Annotated in this window: 14 protein-coding genes; 3 read left to right on the top strand and 11 right to left on the bottom strand. The window is 52.7% G+C overall.

Features of this window, described 5'->3' with window-relative positions; genetic code table 11:
* Window positions 1-15: 15 nt before the first annotated feature.
* Together msrA and PJE062_RS21875 are read right to left on the bottom strand one after the other, a co-directional pair.
* Window positions 16-645 carry a peptide-methionine (S)-S-oxide reductase MsrA gene (msrA, locus tag PJE062_RS21880; RefSeq protein WP_008552108.1) on the bottom strand — a complete coding sequence of 210 codons (630 nt, stop codon included), beginning with the start codon at window positions 643-645 and terminating at the stop codon, window positions 16-18.
* Between the two features lie 107 nt (window positions 646-752).
* A complete protein-coding gene (locus PJE062_RS21875) occupies window positions 753-1,220 on the bottom strand; it encodes an N-acetyltransferase (RefSeq protein WP_008552220.1) in 468 nt (155 codons plus the stop codon).
* Between the two features lie 283 nt (window positions 1,221-1,503).
* Here PJE062_RS21875 and PJE062_RS21870 point away from each other — a divergent pair, with 283 nt between their 5' ends.
* Both PJE062_RS21870 and PJE062_RS21865 read left to right on the top strand, forming a co-directional pair.
* The gene (locus PJE062_RS21870) at window positions 1,504-2,874 is read left to right on the top strand and encodes a sugar porter family MFS transporter (protein ID WP_008552094.1); all 1,371 of its coding nucleotides are present in this window, start codon (window positions 1,504-1,506) and stop codon (window positions 2,872-2,874) included.
* A gap of 394 nt (window positions 2,875-3,268) precedes the next feature.
* Window positions 3,269-4,447, top strand: coding sequence for a hypothetical protein (locus PJE062_RS21865; RefSeq protein WP_008552173.1), 1,179 nt, complete (start codon window positions 3,269-3,271; stop codon window positions 4,445-4,447).
* A 299-nt stretch (window positions 4,448-4,746) separates the two neighbouring features.
* On the opposite strand, the gene groL is transcribed toward PJE062_RS21865, so the two are convergent.
* The 4 genes from groL to PJE062_RS21845 all read right to left on the bottom strand — a co-directional run bounded on the left by groL (window position 4,747) and on the right by PJE062_RS21845 (window position 9,282).
* Window positions 4,747-6,399: a chaperonin GroEL gene (gene groL, locus PJE062_RS21860; RefSeq protein ID WP_008552213.1), complete on the bottom strand. Its 1,653-nt coding sequence runs from the start codon at window positions 6,397-6,399 to the stop codon at window positions 4,747-4,749.
* A 63-nt stretch (window positions 6,400-6,462) separates the two neighbouring features.
* Window positions 6,463-6,750 carry a co-chaperone GroES gene (gene groES, locus PJE062_RS21855; RefSeq protein ID WP_008552275.1) on the bottom strand — a complete coding sequence of 96 codons (288 nt, stop codon included), beginning with the start codon at window positions 6,748-6,750 and terminating at the stop codon, window positions 6,463-6,465.
* A gap of 378 nt (window positions 6,751-7,128) precedes the next feature.
* On the bottom strand, window positions 7,129-7,701 hold the full coding sequence (locus tag PJE062_RS21850) for a hypothetical protein (protein ID WP_008552210.1): 573 nt from the start codon (window positions 7,699-7,701) through the stop codon (window positions 7,129-7,131).
* A 174-nt stretch (window positions 7,702-7,875) separates the two neighbouring features.
* Window positions 7,876-9,282, bottom strand: coding sequence for a sigma-54 dependent transcriptional regulator (locus PJE062_RS21845; protein ID WP_008552253.1), 1,407 nt, complete (start codon window positions 9,280-9,282; stop codon window positions 7,876-7,878).
* Between the two features lie 494 nt (window positions 9,283-9,776).
* Here PJE062_RS21845 and PJE062_RS21840 point away from each other — a divergent pair, with 494 nt between their 5' ends.
* Window positions 9,777-11,135 carry an EAL domain-containing protein gene (locus PJE062_RS21840; RefSeq protein ID WP_208982432.1) on the top strand — a complete coding sequence of 453 codons (1,359 nt, stop codon included), beginning with the start codon at window positions 9,777-9,779 and terminating at the stop codon, window positions 11,133-11,135.
* Between the two features lie 44 nt (window positions 11,136-11,179).
* On the opposite strand, the gene PJE062_RS21835 is transcribed toward PJE062_RS21840, so the two are convergent.
* The 5 genes from PJE062_RS21835 to ileS all read right to left on the bottom strand — a co-directional run bounded on the left by PJE062_RS21835 (window position 11,180) and on the right by ileS (window position 18,548).
* Window positions 11,180-12,535 carry a pitrilysin family protein gene (locus PJE062_RS21835; protein ID WP_008552191.1) on the bottom strand — a complete coding sequence of 452 codons (1,356 nt, stop codon included), beginning with the start codon at window positions 12,533-12,535 and terminating at the stop codon, window positions 11,180-11,182.
* A 13-nt stretch (window positions 12,536-12,548) separates the two neighbouring features.
* Window positions 12,549-13,958, bottom strand: coding sequence for a pitrilysin family protein (locus PJE062_RS21830; RefSeq protein WP_008552255.1), 1,410 nt, complete (start codon window positions 13,956-13,958; stop codon window positions 12,549-12,551).
* Window positions 13,959-14,145: 187 nt separating this feature from the next.
* A complete protein-coding gene (locus PJE062_RS21825) occupies window positions 14,146-14,883 on the bottom strand; it encodes a hypothetical protein (RefSeq protein ID WP_148266103.1) in 738 nt (245 codons plus the stop codon).
* Window positions 14,884-15,081: 198 nt separating this feature from the next.
* Window positions 15,082-15,588 (bottom strand): signal peptidase II, encoded by a 507-nt coding sequence (gene lspA, locus PJE062_RS21820; protein WP_008552123.1) that lies wholly within the window; start codon window positions 15,586-15,588, stop codon window positions 15,082-15,084.
* 26 nt (window positions 15,589-15,614) lie between these two features.
* On the bottom strand, window positions 15,615-18,548 hold the full coding sequence (ileS, locus tag PJE062_RS21815; protein WP_008552120.1) for an isoleucine--tRNA ligase: 2,934 nt from the start codon (window positions 18,546-18,548) through the stop codon (window positions 15,615-15,617).
* Window positions 18,549-18,721 lie beyond the last annotated feature (173 nt).

Here is an 18,721-nt window from a genome sequence, read left to right as displayed (position 1 = left end):
TTCTATCGTAAGCCCTTAGTGCTCACCGGGGATACCTTTGTAGGCATTAGGTCCCCAAACCTCTTTCACACGCTGGTCGCGACCGCAACGATAGCGGTAGTACTTGTAGCGGATCGGGTTCTTCTCATAATAATTCTGATGGTAGTCCTCTGCATCATAGAACGCAGACGCAGTACGGATAGGCGTCACAATCGGACGGTTTGTTTCGCCGGACTTGTCGAGTGCCTTCTTGGAGGCCTTTGCTTTCTTCAGCTGAGCCGGGGAGGTTGCAAAGATGGTTGTCTGATAGCTCTCACCGCGATCGCAGAACTGACCACCAGCGTCTGTCGGATCAACAGAATGCCAGAAAGCCGTCAGCAGCTCTTCGTAAGACACCTTCGCGGGATCAAACTTCACTTCCAGCGCTTCAATATGGCCAGTACCACCAGCTGAAACCTGCTTGTAGGTTGGGTTTTCTGTGCGGCCACCTGTGTAACCGGAGGTGGTCTCAAGAACGCCTTCGATCTTGTCAAAGTCAGACTCGATACACCAGAAGCAACCACCAGCGAAAATCGCGGTTTCAGTCTCAGCAGCTTGCGCAGGCTGGCTCACAGCATAAAGCAAAGGAAGAACGGCAAGGGCTTTTGCAGCTTTGCGTGCAATCATCTCAGATCCTTAAATCAGGTCATGCATTGGAATTGCCAAAATCCTAGCAGCCACCAAAGCACAACGGAAATGAAGTCACTTCAACAAAACGTCAGTTCTTGAGAGCACTACAGCTCGCAGGACATGTTCCAGCCCGTCACATTAAAACCCGCCTTGTAGTAAGTACGGATGGCGCCGTGATTGTCTGGGGCGACCCGAAGTCCGATCCGGGAAAGACCTTGTTCCTCAAACATCGTCTTCAGTACCTGCAGTGCCTTGGAGGCATAGCCTTTGCCCCGATGCTCTGAGTACACCAGAAAATCCATGATGAACGCGGAGCCATCATCGTGAAGCGTGTACCAAAGAAAGCCAACCTCGACCTCACGCCCTTTGGTCTTGTTGAGGATGCTCAGCAGCTTGTTGCGCTCATTGCTTTTGCCAGCCGGAAAGGCTTGCTCCAGGCTCTCCTTGGCTTTCTTAAGGGCAGCCTGCTCATCCATCTTGCGATTGGCCATCAGGTCCTGCGCATATTCGGAGATGGAAATAATCTGAAACTCATCAAAGCGGTCGGCGGGGAAGTCCTGAAGAACAATCATGGTAAGTCCTGGTTGGCAAAAAGGGAGGCGCTTCAAAATATCCTGCGCTGATCATGCATCACTGAGCTTAATCGAAGGCAAAGGCACCGAAAAGCTCAATACTGTGACTTCCAACAGGCGCTGATCAGCAGCAGTCATCCGCCTGATAGCCTCCCAAGCTTGCCGTGAGATGGCGAAGTGTTAGTGGGGCCTTTCGAAAACCAATTCAATTCAGAGCTGTAAATCCTCCGGTTGGTTAGAGACCGTCACCTATACTCTGCGTTACTCTTGAAAAGGATTGCGCATGATTATCCTCCTGGCGTGTATCGCGGTGCTCTGTGGGTTGCTCTATGGCTACAACGAGGGCGTCATTGCCGGCGCTTATCAGCCAATCAAAGCGGAGTTCGCGTTCTCTGCATATTGGGGAGGCCTGTTGGTCGCGTCTCTGTCCATTGGTGGTCTCATCGGCGCTTACTTGAGCTCCTACCTCAGTGACAGGTTCGGCAGGCGATCAACGGTCATGATCGCAGCCCTGTTCTTCATCACGGGAGCGGGCTTGTCTGGTGTCGCCCAAGACCTTTTCATCCTCACATTCGCTCGTTCTCTCATCGGCATGGGGATCGGCCTGTCCTCCATGGCTGGCCCGCAATATGTCTCCGAGATTGCGCCGCGCAAAATCCGGGGCCGAATGCTGGGCGCGTTTCAGTTCATGATCTCCTTCGGCGTGTTGATCGGATACCTCACCAATCTGGTAACGCTGGATCTCGGCTACACCGCTGAAATCATCAACCGCTGGCAGTTCATGTTCCTCCTTTCTGCAATTCCGGCCGCACTGCTGCTCTTCGGCATTTGGAGCGCGCCTGAAAGTCCGAGATGGCTCGTCATGGCAAACCGCTCAAAAGAGGCGGAAGCGGTCTTTGAAAAGATCGAACCAAACCGAACCGTTGAGTGGGTCAAAGGCAACGTTAAGCGCATCGAAGAAGATCTTGCTGAGGTCGCAGACCAAAAGGGCGGATGGCTGGACCTCATAAACCCGCGCAATCGTCCCATCACCAGCTTCTGTGTCTTCACCTTCCTGTTCCAACAGCTCAGTGGCATCAACGCCGTCATCCTCTACGCGCCAGAACTGTTCGGCGACCTCGGCTTTTCAGCTGAGGCAAGCCGTCTGTCTGCCACCGTAGGGCTCGGCTCAGCCTTGGCGCTGGCCGCAGCGGCCAGCCTGCTCTTGATTGACCGTGTCGGTCGCCGCCCACTCATGGTCTACGGCTTACCCGCCTGCGCCTTCTCCCAGTTCCTGATCGTTGGCGGCTTCATCATGGGCGATGGCATCGGCACAGCTCTCTCCGTCACAGGCCTGTGTCTCTATGTAATCTCGTACTCCCTCTCCATGGGCCCATTACCGTGGGTCTATATGTCAGAAGTCTTCCCGAATTATCTGAGGGCTAAGGGAATGGTCGTCGCGGTGACGGTGAACTGGGTTTTCACCTTCCTGGTGGTGTTTGTCTTCCCCAAGTTCAACCAGCTCTTCTCCATCACAGAGATCTTCCTCTTCTTCGGCATCTGCTGCTGCATAGGCACTGTCTACGCGGTGAGACGCGCACCAGAGACCAAGGGAGTGTCTTTGGAGGATATCTACGAGCTGTTCCACAAACGCGCTCAAAAGCCTGCTGAGTGACTGTGAACGCCATAAAGATCGTTACAAGCACCAAAAGCACCGCATGACCTGTCATGCAGTGGGGAATTTAAGTCCCCGAAGAACGGGGGGAGCAAGGCGAGCAGGCAGTGCCTGCGCATTGTAATAGGATAAGTTTCTTCGGCATTGGCTGCTCGCCTCGCCCGGACGTTTTTGTAGGAGGCTAAGGCCAAGCTCCAAAAGACACTTTGAGAAGGCATCTCTCCTAAAAGAGTGTCTCCCAGTGTTGGCACCCTTTGGTTTGACCGGACATCCGCTATCCCTCAACACTGTTGGCGAAAGGGGAACCTCCACGGACCCGCTGGGAAATACGTTACCTCTCCCAGTAGCCCGTCCAGCCCACACCAAACCAAGGGACGTTCCCTAAGCTGCCCGAATGCGTGAGCTTGAGAATAAGTATGCCAGTGTTTTGGGGCAGGGGGATAAGATTACGGTGGTTGGCAGTTCTGGTGTTTATTTGCAACCATGTATTGCGCACTCGAAATTGAACCACTCAATTTTTGATGCTCACAAATTTTGCAGTAGCCCGTCCAATAAAAAATGGTCGGTGTTGGTGACTTGGTCCGACTATGGAAACTCGTTTGGAGGGAACATGCCGGCAACTGATCCAACCCTAAACATGATCACTGCGAACAACCGCAGCTTTGGGACCATTCGTTTTGACGAGCAAGCAGCGCAAACCGACTACAATCAAGGATTAAACTTCGCTGCCGGGCAGCTTCCCAGTTCATATTTTGCAGATAGCGCCGTTGGTTCCTCCTATTCGTGTCGATTGCGCCCACTGCATGAGGCTGGCTTTGTCGTAACGCAGCGCTCAACACGCCTTTACCTTGCCGTGGCAGGGTTGCCCTCAACAACTCTCAAATCAGACTTGAGGAACAACACAGAGCAAGTTTCTGGTGTTGTTTACAAAAGCAAATACTATGTGTTTGTAAAGCTTGGCGTGATGCATGGCACGATCAACAACACCCTGACCGCTCTGGTCAATGGAGCACAAACCATTTCTACTGCTCAGCTCCAAAATGCTAACCTGAACAAAAATGTACGCGGACCCACACGTGTCGTCTACATCAACCAAGGCGCGCTGCAGGGTACGTTTTGGGCGCACAAGCATGCAGGGTGGGGCACAGGTTTCGGTAGAGGGTCCTATGATGGAATGTACAGACCTTTGCAGCTGAAAGACTTTCGTATTGCCGCAAATCACGTTGCCCAGGCCGAGGCGGTGGGCAATGGATATCGCGCCAGTCTTAACCTGATCCCGGATGATTACCGCCGAATACATAGCGGCCACGCACTCATGGACGTGGCAGCACTGGGTAATTTTTATACAAACGCGGTCCCAACGGTAAATGGCATTACTGGAGCGACAATCTGGAATAACCTGATGAGGCTAAGTGCGCGCGATCAGATCTTCGATACCGGGCAAACGGTAAATGGCGTTAATGTTGCGCCTTATCCGATCATGTCTGGAGAAGAATACTTCTCACTCCGCGAAATGCACGGGTCAGAACACCAAAAACAGACCATCTACAACATGATAAACGCTTTCCTGTGATCTGAGGCCCATCGCCCTTTCTTGTGCCTGAAACATCGCCCGGGCCGAGTTTTCTCGTAAAGCATGGTTGGAAACGAAGGCTGTTTAAGGCTTGAATATGAAACTTGGATCCTTATGAAACGTGAAAGGAACTTGGGTCTCAGGTTACCAGCCATAAAGGATGTTGGCGTTTTCAATCAGGCAGGATATCCGCCAAACCTCATTTGCTTTAAATGTGTCAGCGGGAAAATTTGAGGCCTGGCAACAAAAAGGGCGCCCCGAGGGACGCCCTAATTCTCATAGACTTATGAGGGATTGGCTTAGAAGCCCATGCCGCCCATGCCGCCCATGCCGCCGTCCATTGGAGGCATTGCTGGGCCAGCGTCTTTCTTAGGAAGTTCAGCAACCATTGCTTCAGTGGTGATCAGCAGGCCGGAAACGGATGCTGCGTCCTGAAGAGCTGTACGAACAACCTTAGTTGGGTCGATGATACCAGCTTCGATCATGTTGACGTATTCTTCAGACTGAGCGTTGAAACCGAAGGTCTCATCAGCGATGTTGTCCTGGATCTTGCCAACAACGATGGAACCTTCAACGCCGGAGTTTTCAGCGATCTGGCGCAGTGGAGCTTCAAGAGCGCGCAGAACGATCTTGATACCAGCTTCAATGTCAACGTTCTCGGAAGATACTTTCTCAACAGCAGCTTTAGCGCGCAGCAGAGCAGTACCACCACCTGGTACGATACCTTCTTCAACAGCAGCGCGGGTTGCGTTCAGAGCGTCGTCGATGCGGTCTTTTTTCTCTTTAACTTCTACTTCGGTTGCACCGCCAACGCGGATAACTGCAACACCACCAGCAAGCTTAGCAAGACGTTCCTGCAGCTTTTCACGGTCGTAGTCGGAAGAGGTTTCTTCGATCTGAGCTTTGATCTGAGCAACGCGTGCTTCGATGTCAGCTTTGTCGCCAGCGCCGTCAACAATGGTAGTGTTCTCTTTAGAGATGTTCACCTTGTCTGCAGTGCCGAGCATGTCGATGGTTACGTTTTCCAGCTTGATGCCCAGATCTTCAGAGATCACGGTACCACCAGTCAGGATAGCGATGTCTTCGAGCATTGCCTTACGACGGTCACCGAAGCCAGGAGCTTTAACAGCAGCGATCTTCAGGCCACCACGCAGCTTGTTTACAACCAGAGTTGCAAGTGCTTCACCTTCAACGTCTTCTGCAATGATCAGCAGTGGACGGGAAGACTGAACAGCGCTTTCCAGGATTGGAAGCATTGGCTGCAGGTTGGAAAGCTTCTTCTCGTGAAGGAGAATGAGTGGCTTTTCCAAGTCAGCAATCATCTTTTCAGCGTTGGTGACGAAGTATGGAGAAAGGTAACCGCGGTCGAACTGCATACCTTCAACAACTTCAAGCTCAGTCTCAAGGGACTTAGCTTCTTCAACGGTGATAACACCTTCGTTGCCAACGCGCTGCATTGCTTCAGCAATGTCTGCACCGATCTGGGTGTCGCCGTTAGCGGAGATGGTGCCAACCTGTGCAACTTCGTCAGAAGAAGAGATGGTCTTGGAACGTGCAGTCAGGTCTGCAACAGCAGCAGCAGTTGCCATGTCAACGCCGCGCTTCAGGTCCATTGGGTTCATGCCAGCAGCAACGAACTTAGCACCTTCTTTAACGATAGCCTGTGCCAGAACAGTCGCAGTGGTTGTACCGTCACCAGCGATGTCGTTGGTTTTGGAAGCAACTTCACGCACCATCTGTGCGCCCATGTTCTCGAACTTATCTTCAAGTTCGATTTCCTTCGCAACAGAAACACCGTCTTTGGTGATGCGTGGTGCGCCGAATGCTTTATCCAGAACAACGTTACGACCTTTAGGGCCGAGGGTAACTTTTACAGCGTTTGCAAGAATGTCGACGCCTTTAAGCATCTTCTCACGAGCGTCAGAACCGAACTTGACTTCTTTTGCAGCCATTTGTTTGTCTCACTTAAATTCTTGTAATTACAGAAGGAACGAGGGTTTGCTCGATGGCTTTAATTAAGCCAGAACGCCCATGATGTCAGATTCCTTCATGATCAGCAGGTCTTCACCGTCGATCTTAACTTCAGTACCGGACCATTTGCCGAACAGAACGCGGTCGCCAGCTTTAAGGTCGATAGCGATCAGCTCACCGTTGTCCTTGCGTGCGCCAGGACCTACTGCAACTACTTCGCCTTCCTGTGGCTTTTCTTTTGCAGTGTCAGGGATGATGATGCCACCAGCAGTCTTTTCTTCAGACTCGATACGGCGAACGACAACACGGTCGTGTAGCGGACGAAACTTCATAATTGGCTCTTCCTCTCATACGCGAGCGTCCCTTTTAGGCAACGCCCGGACGCGAAGGTTAAAAACTTTGAGAGTGGGCGAAACCTTGCGGCCCCACAGTGATTAGCACTCCCAAAGGCAGAGTGCTAACAACCGGGAAATGATGTAGTTTCACGCCTCTATATAGTCAAGGAGAGAGCGGCAAAAAAATAATCTGAACGGCAAAAAATATAGGAATACTGCGAGAATTTGGGGGTAAGCTGGGTGCAAGCTCAACCCAGATTAGACCAATGGACTGTCGCATAAGGAAAGTTCGCAGGAACCCGGAATCAGGTAAAAGAAAAGCCGGCTTTAAGATCAAAGCCAGCTTTTGAATGGTCTGCGTAAGGCTTAAGCCAATCAGTTCTGAAGAGCTGCCTCTGTCATGGAGAACGGAAGCTCAAAGCTGCCGGACTTATCAGAGTTCTCGTCGTTGAACCGAACCTTCAGCACATACTCACCTGTCTGCAAGCCAGTCAGGTTGAAGCTGAGGGAAGTCTGATACTCACGGATCTGGTTGAAGCTCTCAGAATGCAAGGTGGTGAACCCATCCTGAGATGCCAGCACCTGACCGGTGGTGTTGCGCAGTTCAAAGTCCACGCTCAGATCAATCGCATACTTGCCGCCGGTTTCCTTGTAGGAAAAGCCAATAGGCTCAGCATAAACGGTCAACGGATCACCGCTCTGGAACTCAGCAGTTTCCAGAGGCGTGTAAGAACCGTAACTCTCGGCTGGCAATGCAATGAATTTGGCTGCGGTAAAAGCGAGTGGCTGCTGCTGCCAGGCAACGGCATATGCATCTTGTGCAGCTTTAAAGTCAGCGCTCAGCGCCGTCGCTTCTTCAGCAGATGCGGTGCTACCCAACAAAGCAACCGCAAAGATGGAACAGGTCGCAGCTTTTGCAGCTGACATCCCTTTCACTGTAAATGGCATTCTTAGCCCCCTAGAGCCAGCAGAACACAAAATCTGCGGCACTCACCTGATTCTTGGCGGTGGTATAACTCTTAAATCTAAGGGAGACAATACTGCCCCAATTCCTGAGGCAGCTTAGATATGTGTCGTGAAGACATTCCTCATGCGATGGTTAAGCAATTACCACGCACACCATCACGCGTTGGCGCGCTCAGCCCAGGACTGCTTCTTGCGATAAATGGTAGAAGGGCTGATTTCCAGCGCCGCTGCCGCAAGCGCGATATTGCCGTCAAACGTCTCCAGCGTCGTCTCGATAATCTGCTTTTCCTGGAACCAGAGCGGCTCGATGGAACGACCCATGCTTGGGGCAGGTTCAGCAGTGCCAAATGCGATCTCAGAGAGCACCGGCACAGTCTGCTCACGCAGCAACGGAGAAAGCATGAGCTCGGTGACTTCATCACCGTCATTCATCACCACAAGCTGGCGAATGACATTCTCCAGCTCACGCACGTTGCCCGGCCAGTTATGCTGGAGCAGAAGCGCTTCTGCATAAGTTGAAAAGCGCTGAAATCTGCGGTTTTCCTCTTCTGCGTACTTCTTCAGGAAGGTGAGGGCGAGGGACGGAATATCCTCTCGGCGCTCACGAAGAGCTGGCAAACGGATTGGCAACACATGAAGGCGATAAAACAGATCTTCACGGAAGCGACCAGCTGCAATTTCAGTTTTTGGATCTCTGTTCGTCGCACAGATCACGCGCAAGTCCAGCGAACGGGTCTTGTGCTCGCCAACACGCTGAATGGAGCCGGTTTGTAGGAAGCGCAGCAGCTTGCTCTGCAGGCAAAGTTCCATCTCACCGATCTCATCCAGGAACAGTGTTCCACCGTCGGCAAGCTCGGCCGCACCGGCTCTGGCTTCGTCTGCTCCGGTAAAGGCACCACGTGCATGACCGAAGATTTCAGACTCCATCAGATTGGCTGGAATCGCTCCACAGTTGATTGCGACAAAAGGCCCAGCTTTCCGCGCAGATCTGGCGTGAAGCGCCTGTGCACACAGTTCCTTGCCTGTACCTGATTCCCCGGTAATGAACGCCGGCGCACTGGATGTCGCCATCCGTTTGATCTGCGTATAAACGCTCTGCATGCGGTTGGAGGAACCAACAAACCCTTCAAACTGAGAGGAGGTTCCCGATGCTTCACCGGAGACAATCGCATCGGAACCAGTAGATGCTGTCACAGACGGCGAAGGGGCTGCGGATTTGAAGACACCGAGATGCGCCTCAAGCTTCTCCAGAAGCATTTCGCTGGTGTAAGGCTTGGTCAAAAAGTCATGCGCACCGTTGCGCATAGCATTCATGGCACGGCTCACAGAACCCTTGGCGCTCACAGCGATCAAAACCGCGCGTGGCGCAGCAGCAACGATCTCTGAAAGCTCAGCTTCTCCGCCAATGCACTCAAGGTCGACAATGACGATATTGATTGGGGTATGCCGCAGAAAAGCGACTGCATGCTCTTTGCTGGAAAGAATATGCGCAGGTTGTCCGCTGGTCACGTACTTCGACAAAGCGCTGCTGGTTTTGCGAGCCTCTGTGCGATTGGTGTCCACGACACAGGCGTTCAAAAACCTATTGTTAGCTTTGGGGGATCCCATTGGCAGGCAACCTCAAAAATCAATACATCAGGTCGAAAATCATTCGACACCCTGAGTTTGTGCAAACAGGGTAAACAAACCCTTTTCGTTTTTGAGGTTGGTTGCATTATGCAGTTAATTTCTACTGCCCAGAACGCTTCAGGCAACTTTCTCGCCTGATAAAATTCACCATGAGGCGGAATCACACACCCAAGTTCAGCTCGCGATTATGACGAAAATCGTATGCATCGATGATATATGTAGCTTGATTGTCATTCTTGCGGGGACAACACGGGTTTTCCCTAGAAATATGATGGGTATAGGGTTCGAAGGGCCTCGGTAAATGCGGCAAAATTCAGGTATGTATTCTCTGATTCGGACCAACAGGTACTTTTGAGGTTATGACGCGCTTGGCGAACATTTCCATTTTGTTTTCTATTTTAGCCATTGCAGCCTCTTGCGGCACAGTGATGGTCTATCTTTTTGCGCGTCCCGTTGGCGAAGCCATCACCGTTTCTTTCACGGCGATGTGCACCATGATCTTCATCCATTTCATGCTGACCCGCTCTCAGGAAAAATCTGCGGTATCTGAAGCCGTTAATCGTCTGGAAGAGCGCATCGCGGTCATCGATGATGATGTTGGAAATCTCGAAGGCCGTCTCACCGGCGTCGAACACAACATCCCGCGCCGTACCCGTGAAGAGATTGATCCGCTGTTCGCAGAGGTCGAAGTCATTGGCTCCCTCGTAAAGCAGATGGCAGAAGCCATGGCGGATATGGAAACCCGTATCGAGGATCAGGGCATCGCCATTGAGGACCAGCGCACTAAGCAGGCCATGCTGCAGCCGCAACCAGCACAGCGTCTGGCATCTCCTCAAGCGACTGTAGCCAAGGAACCATCTGTCGATCTGGCAAGTCAGGCAGCTGCTGCATTTGCGAGTGCGGCACGCAAGCCAATGGCCTCACCGCAGGAAACATTTGCTGAAACCCGCGCGCCAGAGATGAAGCGTCCGGCCGCTCCGCGCATGCACCATCCGAATGCTGCACTGGCTGAGGAAATCCGCGCCAGTATCGAAGCGGGCAGGGTAGATCTGTACCTCCAGCCAATAGTGACTTTGCCGCAGCGCCGCGTCCGCTACTACGAAGCGTTGACCCGTCTGCGCAAAGCCAATGGGGACACGCTGGAACCAATCGAGTTTCTGCAGGAAGCTGATCGTACCGGCCAGATGCCGGCAATCGACAACATCCTGCTGTTCCGTTCTCTCCAGATCCTCAAGCGCTTGGCAACACGCAACAGAGAAGCAGGCCTGTTCTGCAATCTGTCTCCAAGCACGCTCATGGATGAAAACTTCTTCCCGGGCTTCCTGGAGTTTGTGCGTGCCAACGACACGTACTCTGACCTGCTGATCTTCGAGTTCTCGCAGGCCGATGTCGCTGTCATGAGCGCGATTGAGTACGAAAGCCTGGCAGCACTCGCTGAACTGGGCTTCCGGTTCTCAGTAGACCGCATCACAGATCTGCGCATGGACTTCCGTGCGCTGGCAGATCGCGGCTTCCGCTTTGCCAAACTGCACGCATCCCGTTTACTGCTGCATGAAGATGATCTGGCCAAGAGCAACATCCACCCGGCAGACTTTGGCAGCCTGTTGCAGCGCTATGGCATTGAGCTCATCGTGGATCACGTAGAAAGTGAAAGCGCTGTGCTGGAGCTTCTGGAAATGGACGTACGCTGCGCGCAGGGCTTCCTGTTTTCACCGCCACGTCCGGTACGTGCGGATGTTCTGCAGGGGGCTCCAAACCCACGCCCGCTAAAAAGAGAGGCGAGCTGATTTTCATCAACTCGCCTGCTGCAATTTCTCGATTTCTCTCAGGATCAGTTTAGCGGCTTGCCAACTGTAACGAATGTTGGCTCGATACCATCAAACATGTCCCGCGCAACTTCGCGAACACCTTCCAGCGTGACCGCTTCAACCATCTCATTGCGCTTGTCGATGTAATCGATACCAAGCCCTTGAGTTTGAATGCCTGTCAGCTGACGAGCAATGCTGCTGGAGCTGTCGAAGTTAAGAGCATAAGAGCCGGTCAGGTAAGACTTAGCTTCCTCAAGCTCTGCTGGGGTAGGACCAGTCTGCGCCATGCGTTCCATTTGCGCTTTGATGATATCAATCGCTTCACCAGCTTTGTCCGCACGTGTGCCTGTGGAACCCATCAGCAGAGCAGCGTGCTGGTAAGGAACCAGATAGGAGCCGACAGAATAAGCAAGGCCACGCTGCTCACGGATCTCGTTGTAAAGCCATGAGGAGAACGTGCCGCCACCCAGAATGTGGTTCATCACGAACGCAGACATGAACTTAGGATCGTGGCGCTTGTAACCCGGCAGAGCGAACTGAATGGAGGTCTGCGGGCTTTCAAAGTCCACATGCACATTCTTGTCGGTCACTGGTTCTACATTTGGAATCTCAATCAGATCACCGCTTTCAGGCAGGTCTGCAAAGACCTTGTCCAAAACCACGGCCAGTTCATCTGCGCTGATTGCACCAACAACACCGATCTTCAAAGAGTCCTTTGCAAAGATCTTTGCGCGCTGTGCCTTCAGGTCGTCAGAAGTCAACTTGGAAACGGTGTCCTCAGTGCCACGGCTAGGGCGGCCATAAGGATGATCCGGGAAGATGGTCTTGGACAGGGTCAGACCCGCCAGCGCATCAGGGCGTTTCAGGCTGCGACGAATACCAGAGATGGTCTGTGCTTTCATGCGCTCCAGCGGAACAGCATCAAAGCGAGGTTCATTGACCGCCAGACGCAGCATCTCAAAAGTATGGTCCTTGTTCGCCTGTAAGCTCTGGAAGGAGCCATAGAAGAAATCACGGCCTGTGCTGAAGGAAAGGCTCATGGTCAGGTCTTCAAGGCGACCCTGAAAAGCCTGAGAATCCAGATCGCCAGCACCTTCATCAAGCATTGTGCTTAGCAGATTGGTCACACCAAGTTTGGCATCTGTGTCCTGAGAGCTGCCACCTGCAAACGCAAAGTTCAGCGCAATGATTGGCACAGTGTAATCTTCCACCAACCACGCTGTGATGCCGCCGGGGCTCTTGACCTCTTTGATCTCGATCGCCTGACTGCTCTGCGCAAAGCTGGCAACGATCAGGAATGATAAAGCCATCAGAGCAAACAGGCTTGCTGTCAGTCGGGAAGCGGAGGCAGAAGCTGCCATAAGAACTTTAGCTTTCATGGAGCGTCCCCTCTCACTCTACGGTTTCTGCTGGAGCAGCTGGCATCAGATAGCTTGCCACGCTGGTTTCAGTAAGGTACTTCTGTGCAACGGCCTGAACCTGTTCAGGTGTCACCTTCGCAACCCGCGCAGGCCATGTCTGTACTTTGTCGACAGAGCCACCTGTTGTCAGTGCGGTGCCAAAAATACGAGCCAGAACATCCTGCTTGTCTTGGGCATAGATTGCAGAGGCCAGCATGGAGCGCTTGGAACGTTCTACTTCCTCAGCAGTGACACCGTTTTCCAGAAGGTCATTCACAATAGAAAGCGCCTTCTTCTCCAGCTCTTCCAGAGAAACGCCATCCTTCGGTGAGGAATAGAGAATGAGACGTGTGTCATCCAAAGCGGTAGACTGATACCAGGCACCTGCACTGGTCGCCATTTCGCCCTCAATCACGAGCTCTTGGTACAGGCGGCTGTTAACGCCACCACCCAGAATGTCAGAGAGAACTTCCAAAGCTTCAGATTCAGTTGGCTCCGCAGTGGTAGAGCTTGGAACGATCCAGCCATGCTGCAGGCTTGGCTGAGCAACCTGATCGCTCTGCAGGCTCACTTCACGGTTGCCCGGAACGATCTGCACATGCGGGCGATCACGAGGACCTGGCTCTGCACGCTGTTCCACCTTGCCGTAAGTCTTCTTGGCAAGATCCATAACGTCTTCGGAGGTTACATCACCCGCCACAATCAGGATGGCGTTGTTCGGGGTGTAGTACTTGTCGTAAAACGCGATTGCATCGTCTTTGTTCAGGCTTTGGATTTCATCCTTCCACCCGATAACCGGAATACCATAGGGGCTGTTTGGAAACAGGACCTGATCAAAGGTTTCGGAAAGACGAGCTGCCGGGCTGCGATCCACGCGCTGCGAGCGCTCTTCCAGCACCACGTCGCGTTCCGGGTTAACCTGCTTCTCGGTCAGGATCAGGTTGGACATGCGATCGGCTTCATAGCCCATCATCATCTCCAGATGCTCTTTGGCAACCTGCTGGTAGTAGGCAGTATAATCCTGAGAGGTAAAGGCGTTTTCTTGACCACCAACCTGAGCAACCATCTTGGAGAACTCACCTTCCGGTGTATTCTTGGTTCCCTTAAACATGAGATGTTCTAGAAAATGCGCGAGGCCCGATTTACCGGGTTCTTCATCAGCAGCGCCAACGCGGTACCACACCATATGCGTTACGATGGGTGCACGGCGATCTGGGATAACAACCACCTGAAGGCCGTTGTCGAGCGTGCTTTGAGAGACATCGGTTCCACCGATGCGAATTTTGGAGAAGTCTTCGATTGAAGCTTTCCCTGTTGTATCCGCAGCCACGGGCAATACTGGGCTTGCGAAAACAACGAGACTTAAAGCAAGGGCTTTAAGCGTGAGAGATCGACCAGTCACGTAGGGGGCTCCCTTTAAAATGAGCAGGACACAGCTGCCCTACCTATAGCGTGATTGTGGTTAATCTCCTCGTGAATTATTCGTAATCTATTGCAGCTATAATGAAAAAAGCGCGAACATCGTCGCGCTTGCTTCATAATTTACTAAGGCTTTCAGCGGGCTTTTAACGCCCTGAGAGAGGTCTCTCTTACTGCTTGCTCATGTCGATGCGAGCACCGTCTTCAATCGCAGCTGCTTCACGCTTCTGGCGTACAAGCTCGCTCTCATCCACTTCCGGTGTTGCAAAGGCTACGCCTGCAACAGGAGTGGAGTAAGCGACTGGAGGCTCAGTCAGATATTTGCGGGTAGGCTTACAGGTAGGATCTTCAGGTGAACAGATTGGAGCTTCCACATCCTTACCGCCAAGCTGCTTTTTCGCTTCCTGATACTGTTTGCCAAGGGCAGCCAGTTCTGCAGGGCTCAACTTGTCACCGTCAAGAAGCTGCTGTTGGCGCTTCTCTGCAGCAAAGTCACGAGGACGGGCCGCAGCTTTTTTCAAAGCAGGGTGGCCGCGCATCTGCTCGATGCTCAAAGGCTCGCCTGGCTCAACCTTGTAGAACGCACGGATCTCTTCAAGCTCTTCCTTGGAGCGGTCAACTGGCCAGTTGCTTGCTACTTCAGAAAGCTTACGACCGTCTGGCTGAGGCAGGTTGCCTGCCTGTGTCGGCATAACAAGCGGCGCACGCTCTTTGTACTCGATATCCGAATTGCGCTGGGATTCCAGACCAACTGCACTCAACACACCGGTCATCAAGCTGGTTTCAGTGGTTTCTGTGCCATCGCTGAAGTCACCATTTCCTGTCATACAGGCAGATAGTGCGAGAGAGAGCCCGCAAACAAAAGAGGCGCGAACGACGAATTTTTTGCTACGGCTTTGCAATTTCATTACCCTTGTTTCCCGATCACCATCAAAGCGGCGTTTGACAGGCTTCACGGGTCATATGACAGCCTGCGAAATCTGTAGTCCTCATAATCCAGTGATGCCACCTTAAAACAGGAATCACGAAACCATGAAGGCCCTAAGTGTGTAGTTATGCCCAGAAGCACCCGATCTTCCCCACATATAATTGGGAATTAGGCAGTTTTAGGGCCGGCTATCCTTATTTTTGCCAATAAATAAGGTGTCGAGCAGCAACCCGGCAGCGCCAATAACAATCCACGCATCAGCAAGATTGAAGACGTACCAGGAAAATTCCCCAACGTGGAAATAGAGGTAATCGACGACCTGGCCATAATAGAGGCGGTCAAAGCCATTACTCAGCGCACCGGATAAAACCAATCCGAGGCAAATGGCTTCAAGACGATTGATCGCCCGCGCACTCCAGAACCAGATGAAAACAGAAGCGGCAACTGTAAAGGCAGCCAGCCCCCAGCGACCAATCTCGGTCGTCTGCTGGAAGAGGCCATAAGAAACGCCTTTGTTCCAGACCAGTACCAAATCAAGAAACGGGCCAACGGAAATTGGAGGAATGCCTCCAACTGAGAAGTGGCCGACAGCCCAGAATTTTGCGATCTGATCAACGACCAGACCGACAATGGCAAGAAGCAGGACGAGGGAACTATGATGTCCCCAAACTTTTAGTTTCTTCAAAGCAATTCCCTCGTCACTTTGTTTGCTTAAACAGCAGCGCTATCCAGCTCGCGCATTGCATTCGCATCGCGCAGGGTCAGTTCAGGATACTCACCATCTGTTCCAACTTCTGGCAGGATCTTCCAGGAGCGGGCACACTTGTTACCCTCTGCAAGGCCCGGCACAACGCCAACGCCAGCAACATCTTCCAGAACGAACGCACCTTCAGGAGCGCCGTCTGCAGAAAGGTTCAGCTGGGAAGTGATGGCAATTTCAGCCATATCCAGACCGTTCAGCGCACCCATCAGGTCTGCGTCAGAAACGAAGACGGTTGGGTGTGCTTCCAGAGAAGAACCGATCCGCTTTTCACGGCGTTCGATCTCAAGAGCACCGGTGATCACACGGCGAACCGCACGTACCTTCTCCCACTTCGCTGCAAGCTCATCGTTTCTCCATGCAGAAGAAACAGCAGGGAACTGCTGCAGGTGAACGGAAGTGGTCGCTTCTCCGTAACGATAGCCCCAGCTCTCTTCCATGGTGAACGGCAGGATTGGTGCCAGCCACATGGTCAGGTGACGGAACAGCTGCTCAATCACGTACAGGGATGCCTTACGCTTCTTGGAAGACGGTGCATCGCAGTACAGCGCATCCTTACGAATGTCGAAGTAGAACGCAGACAGCTCAACAGTCATGAAGTTGAACAGCGTGGAGAACACGCGCTTGCTGTCGAAGGCCATGTAAGCGTCGCGAACCAGCACATCCAGCTCAGCCAGACGATGCAGCATCAGCAGTTCCAGCTCTTCCATGTCGGCAAGAGCAACCTCTTCGCCTTCATAGTGACCGAGAGAACCGAGCATGAAGCGCAGGGTGTTGCGCAGCTTACGGTAAGCATCAACGTTGGTCTTGATGATCTCAGGGCCGATACGCTGATCTTCCGCATAGTCGACTGAACCAACCCACAGGCGCAGGATGTCAGCACCGTACTGCTTGATCACGTCCTGAGGTGCGATGGTGTTGCCCAAAGACTTGGACATCTTGCGACCGTCTTCAGCCATGGTGAAGCCGTGGGTAAGAACAGCGTCATATGGCGCATGACCACGGGTGCCACAGCTTTCCAGCAGGGAAGAGTGGAACCAACCGCGGTGCTGGTCAGTGCCTTCCAGATAGAGAACGTAGTCGTCACCACCCAGACCCTTACGCTTCGGGCTCAGGTCTTCACGACGCTCCATGCAGAACGCGTGAGTGGAACCGGAGTCGAACCATACGTCGAGGATGTCGTCGACCTTCTCGAAGTCGTCAGCCTTGTAGCCTTCACCAAGGAAGCGCTGCGTTGCGCCTTCCTCAAACCACGCATCCGCGCCTTCATTCTGGAAAGCTTCGAAGATACGCGCGTTGACTGCATCGTCCTTCAGAACTTCACCGGTTTCCTTGTTCACGAACACAGTGATCGGCACACCCCATGCACGCTGACGGGAAAGAACCCAGTCAGGACGGGCTTCGATCATCGCGTTCAGACGGTTCTGGCCAGTTGCAGGCACGAAACGCGTTTCGGAGATCGCTTTCAGAGCGCGGGAACGCAGAGTGTCACCCTTCGCTTCTTCAGAAAGCTCTTTGTCCATGTAAACAAACCACTGAGGCGTGTTACGGAAGATCAAAGGAGCTTTAGAGCGCCAGGAGTGCGGGTAGGAGTGCTTTACACGGCCACGAGCCATCAGGCCGCCAACTTCAACAAGCTTTTCGATAACTGCTTTGTTGGTGGAGCCTTCCTTGCCCTTACGGTCAAGGATGTACTTGCCTTCAAACAGTGGCACATGCGGGTAGTAAGAACCGTCTGGCTGAACGGTCATTGGAACCTGCTCAGTACCAGCCTTCGCAAACGCTTCACGGTTGTCCAGGAACATCTGGAAGTCTTCCTGACCGTGACCCGGTGCGGTGTGTACGAAACCGGTACCAGCATCGTCAGTTACGTGATCACCAGCCAGCATCGGCACGTTGAAGTCGAAGTAGTCGCCAGCACCTTCAGCACCGCGCAACGGGTGCGCGCAGTATTCGATGGTGCTCACATCAACGTCAGACACACGCTCATAAGCATCAACACGGGAAGCTTCGAAAACAGACTCAGCAAGCTTGTCAGCAATGATGAACTCTTCGCCAACCTTCGCCCAGTTGTCTTCAGCAGCTTCAGTCACCTTGAAGATGCCGTAGCTGATGTCTTTGGAGAAAGAGATCGCGCGGTTTGCAGGGATGGTCCATGGAGTGGTTGTCCAGATAACCACCTTCTTGCCGATCAGCGCTTCATTGCCGGAAACAACCGGGAAGGTCACCCAGATGGTGTGGGAAGTATGGTCTTCATACTCCACTTCCGCTTCAGCAAGAGCAGTCTTCTCAACGATGGACCACATGACAGGCTTGGAACCACGGTACAGCTGTCCGCTTGTCGCAAACTTCATCAGTTCGTTTGCGATCACTGCTTCACTGTCGTAGCGCATGGTCAGGTATGGGTTGTCCCAGTCACCTTCAATGCCAAGACGCTTGAATTCTTCGCGCTGAACGTCGATCCACTTGTCCGCAAACTCACGGCATTCCTTACGAAACTCGTTGATCGGCACAGCGTCTTTGTTTTTGCCCTTTTTGCGATACTGCTCTTCAATCTTCCATTCGATCGGCAGACCATGACAGTCCCAGCCAGGAACATAGTTGGCATCAAAGCCCTGCATCTGCATAGAGCGGTTGATGATGTCCTTGAGGGTCTTGTTCAGCGCGTGGCCGATATGGATATTGCCGTTTGCATATGGAGGGCCATCATGCAGGATGAACTTTGGGCGACCAGCGGATTGATCGCGCATCACCTTGTAAAGATCTTTGTCCAACCACTTGGCAAGGATCTTAGGTTCATTTTTAGGAAGACCTGCCCGCATCGGGAAATCAGTTTTAGGCAGGTTGAGCGTTTCCGAATAATCGCGGCTCGGTGTATCGGTCATTTTGCAGTCCGCTTATGTGGGCATCTGTTTGCCCATAGGCATTTGGTAAAGCGCAGGGATTTGCGCAAGCTTGAAAGTCCCGCCACAACGGTGACGGTTGGAGGTCTCCCGGTACTTCAGGGCGCCAGCGGGCGTCTCAGCTGAAGGCCGGGCCAATAATTCGAAATTGGCAC

The sequence above is a fragment of the Pseudovibrio sp. JE062 genome (assembly GCF_000156235.1).
In the GTDB taxonomy this organism is placed as follows: domain Bacteria; phylum Pseudomonadota; class Alphaproteobacteria; order Rhizobiales; family Stappiaceae; genus Pseudovibrio.
The sequence above is the reverse complement of the archived record's forward strand: the minus strand, read 5'-3'. Positions and strand labels throughout refer to the sequence as shown.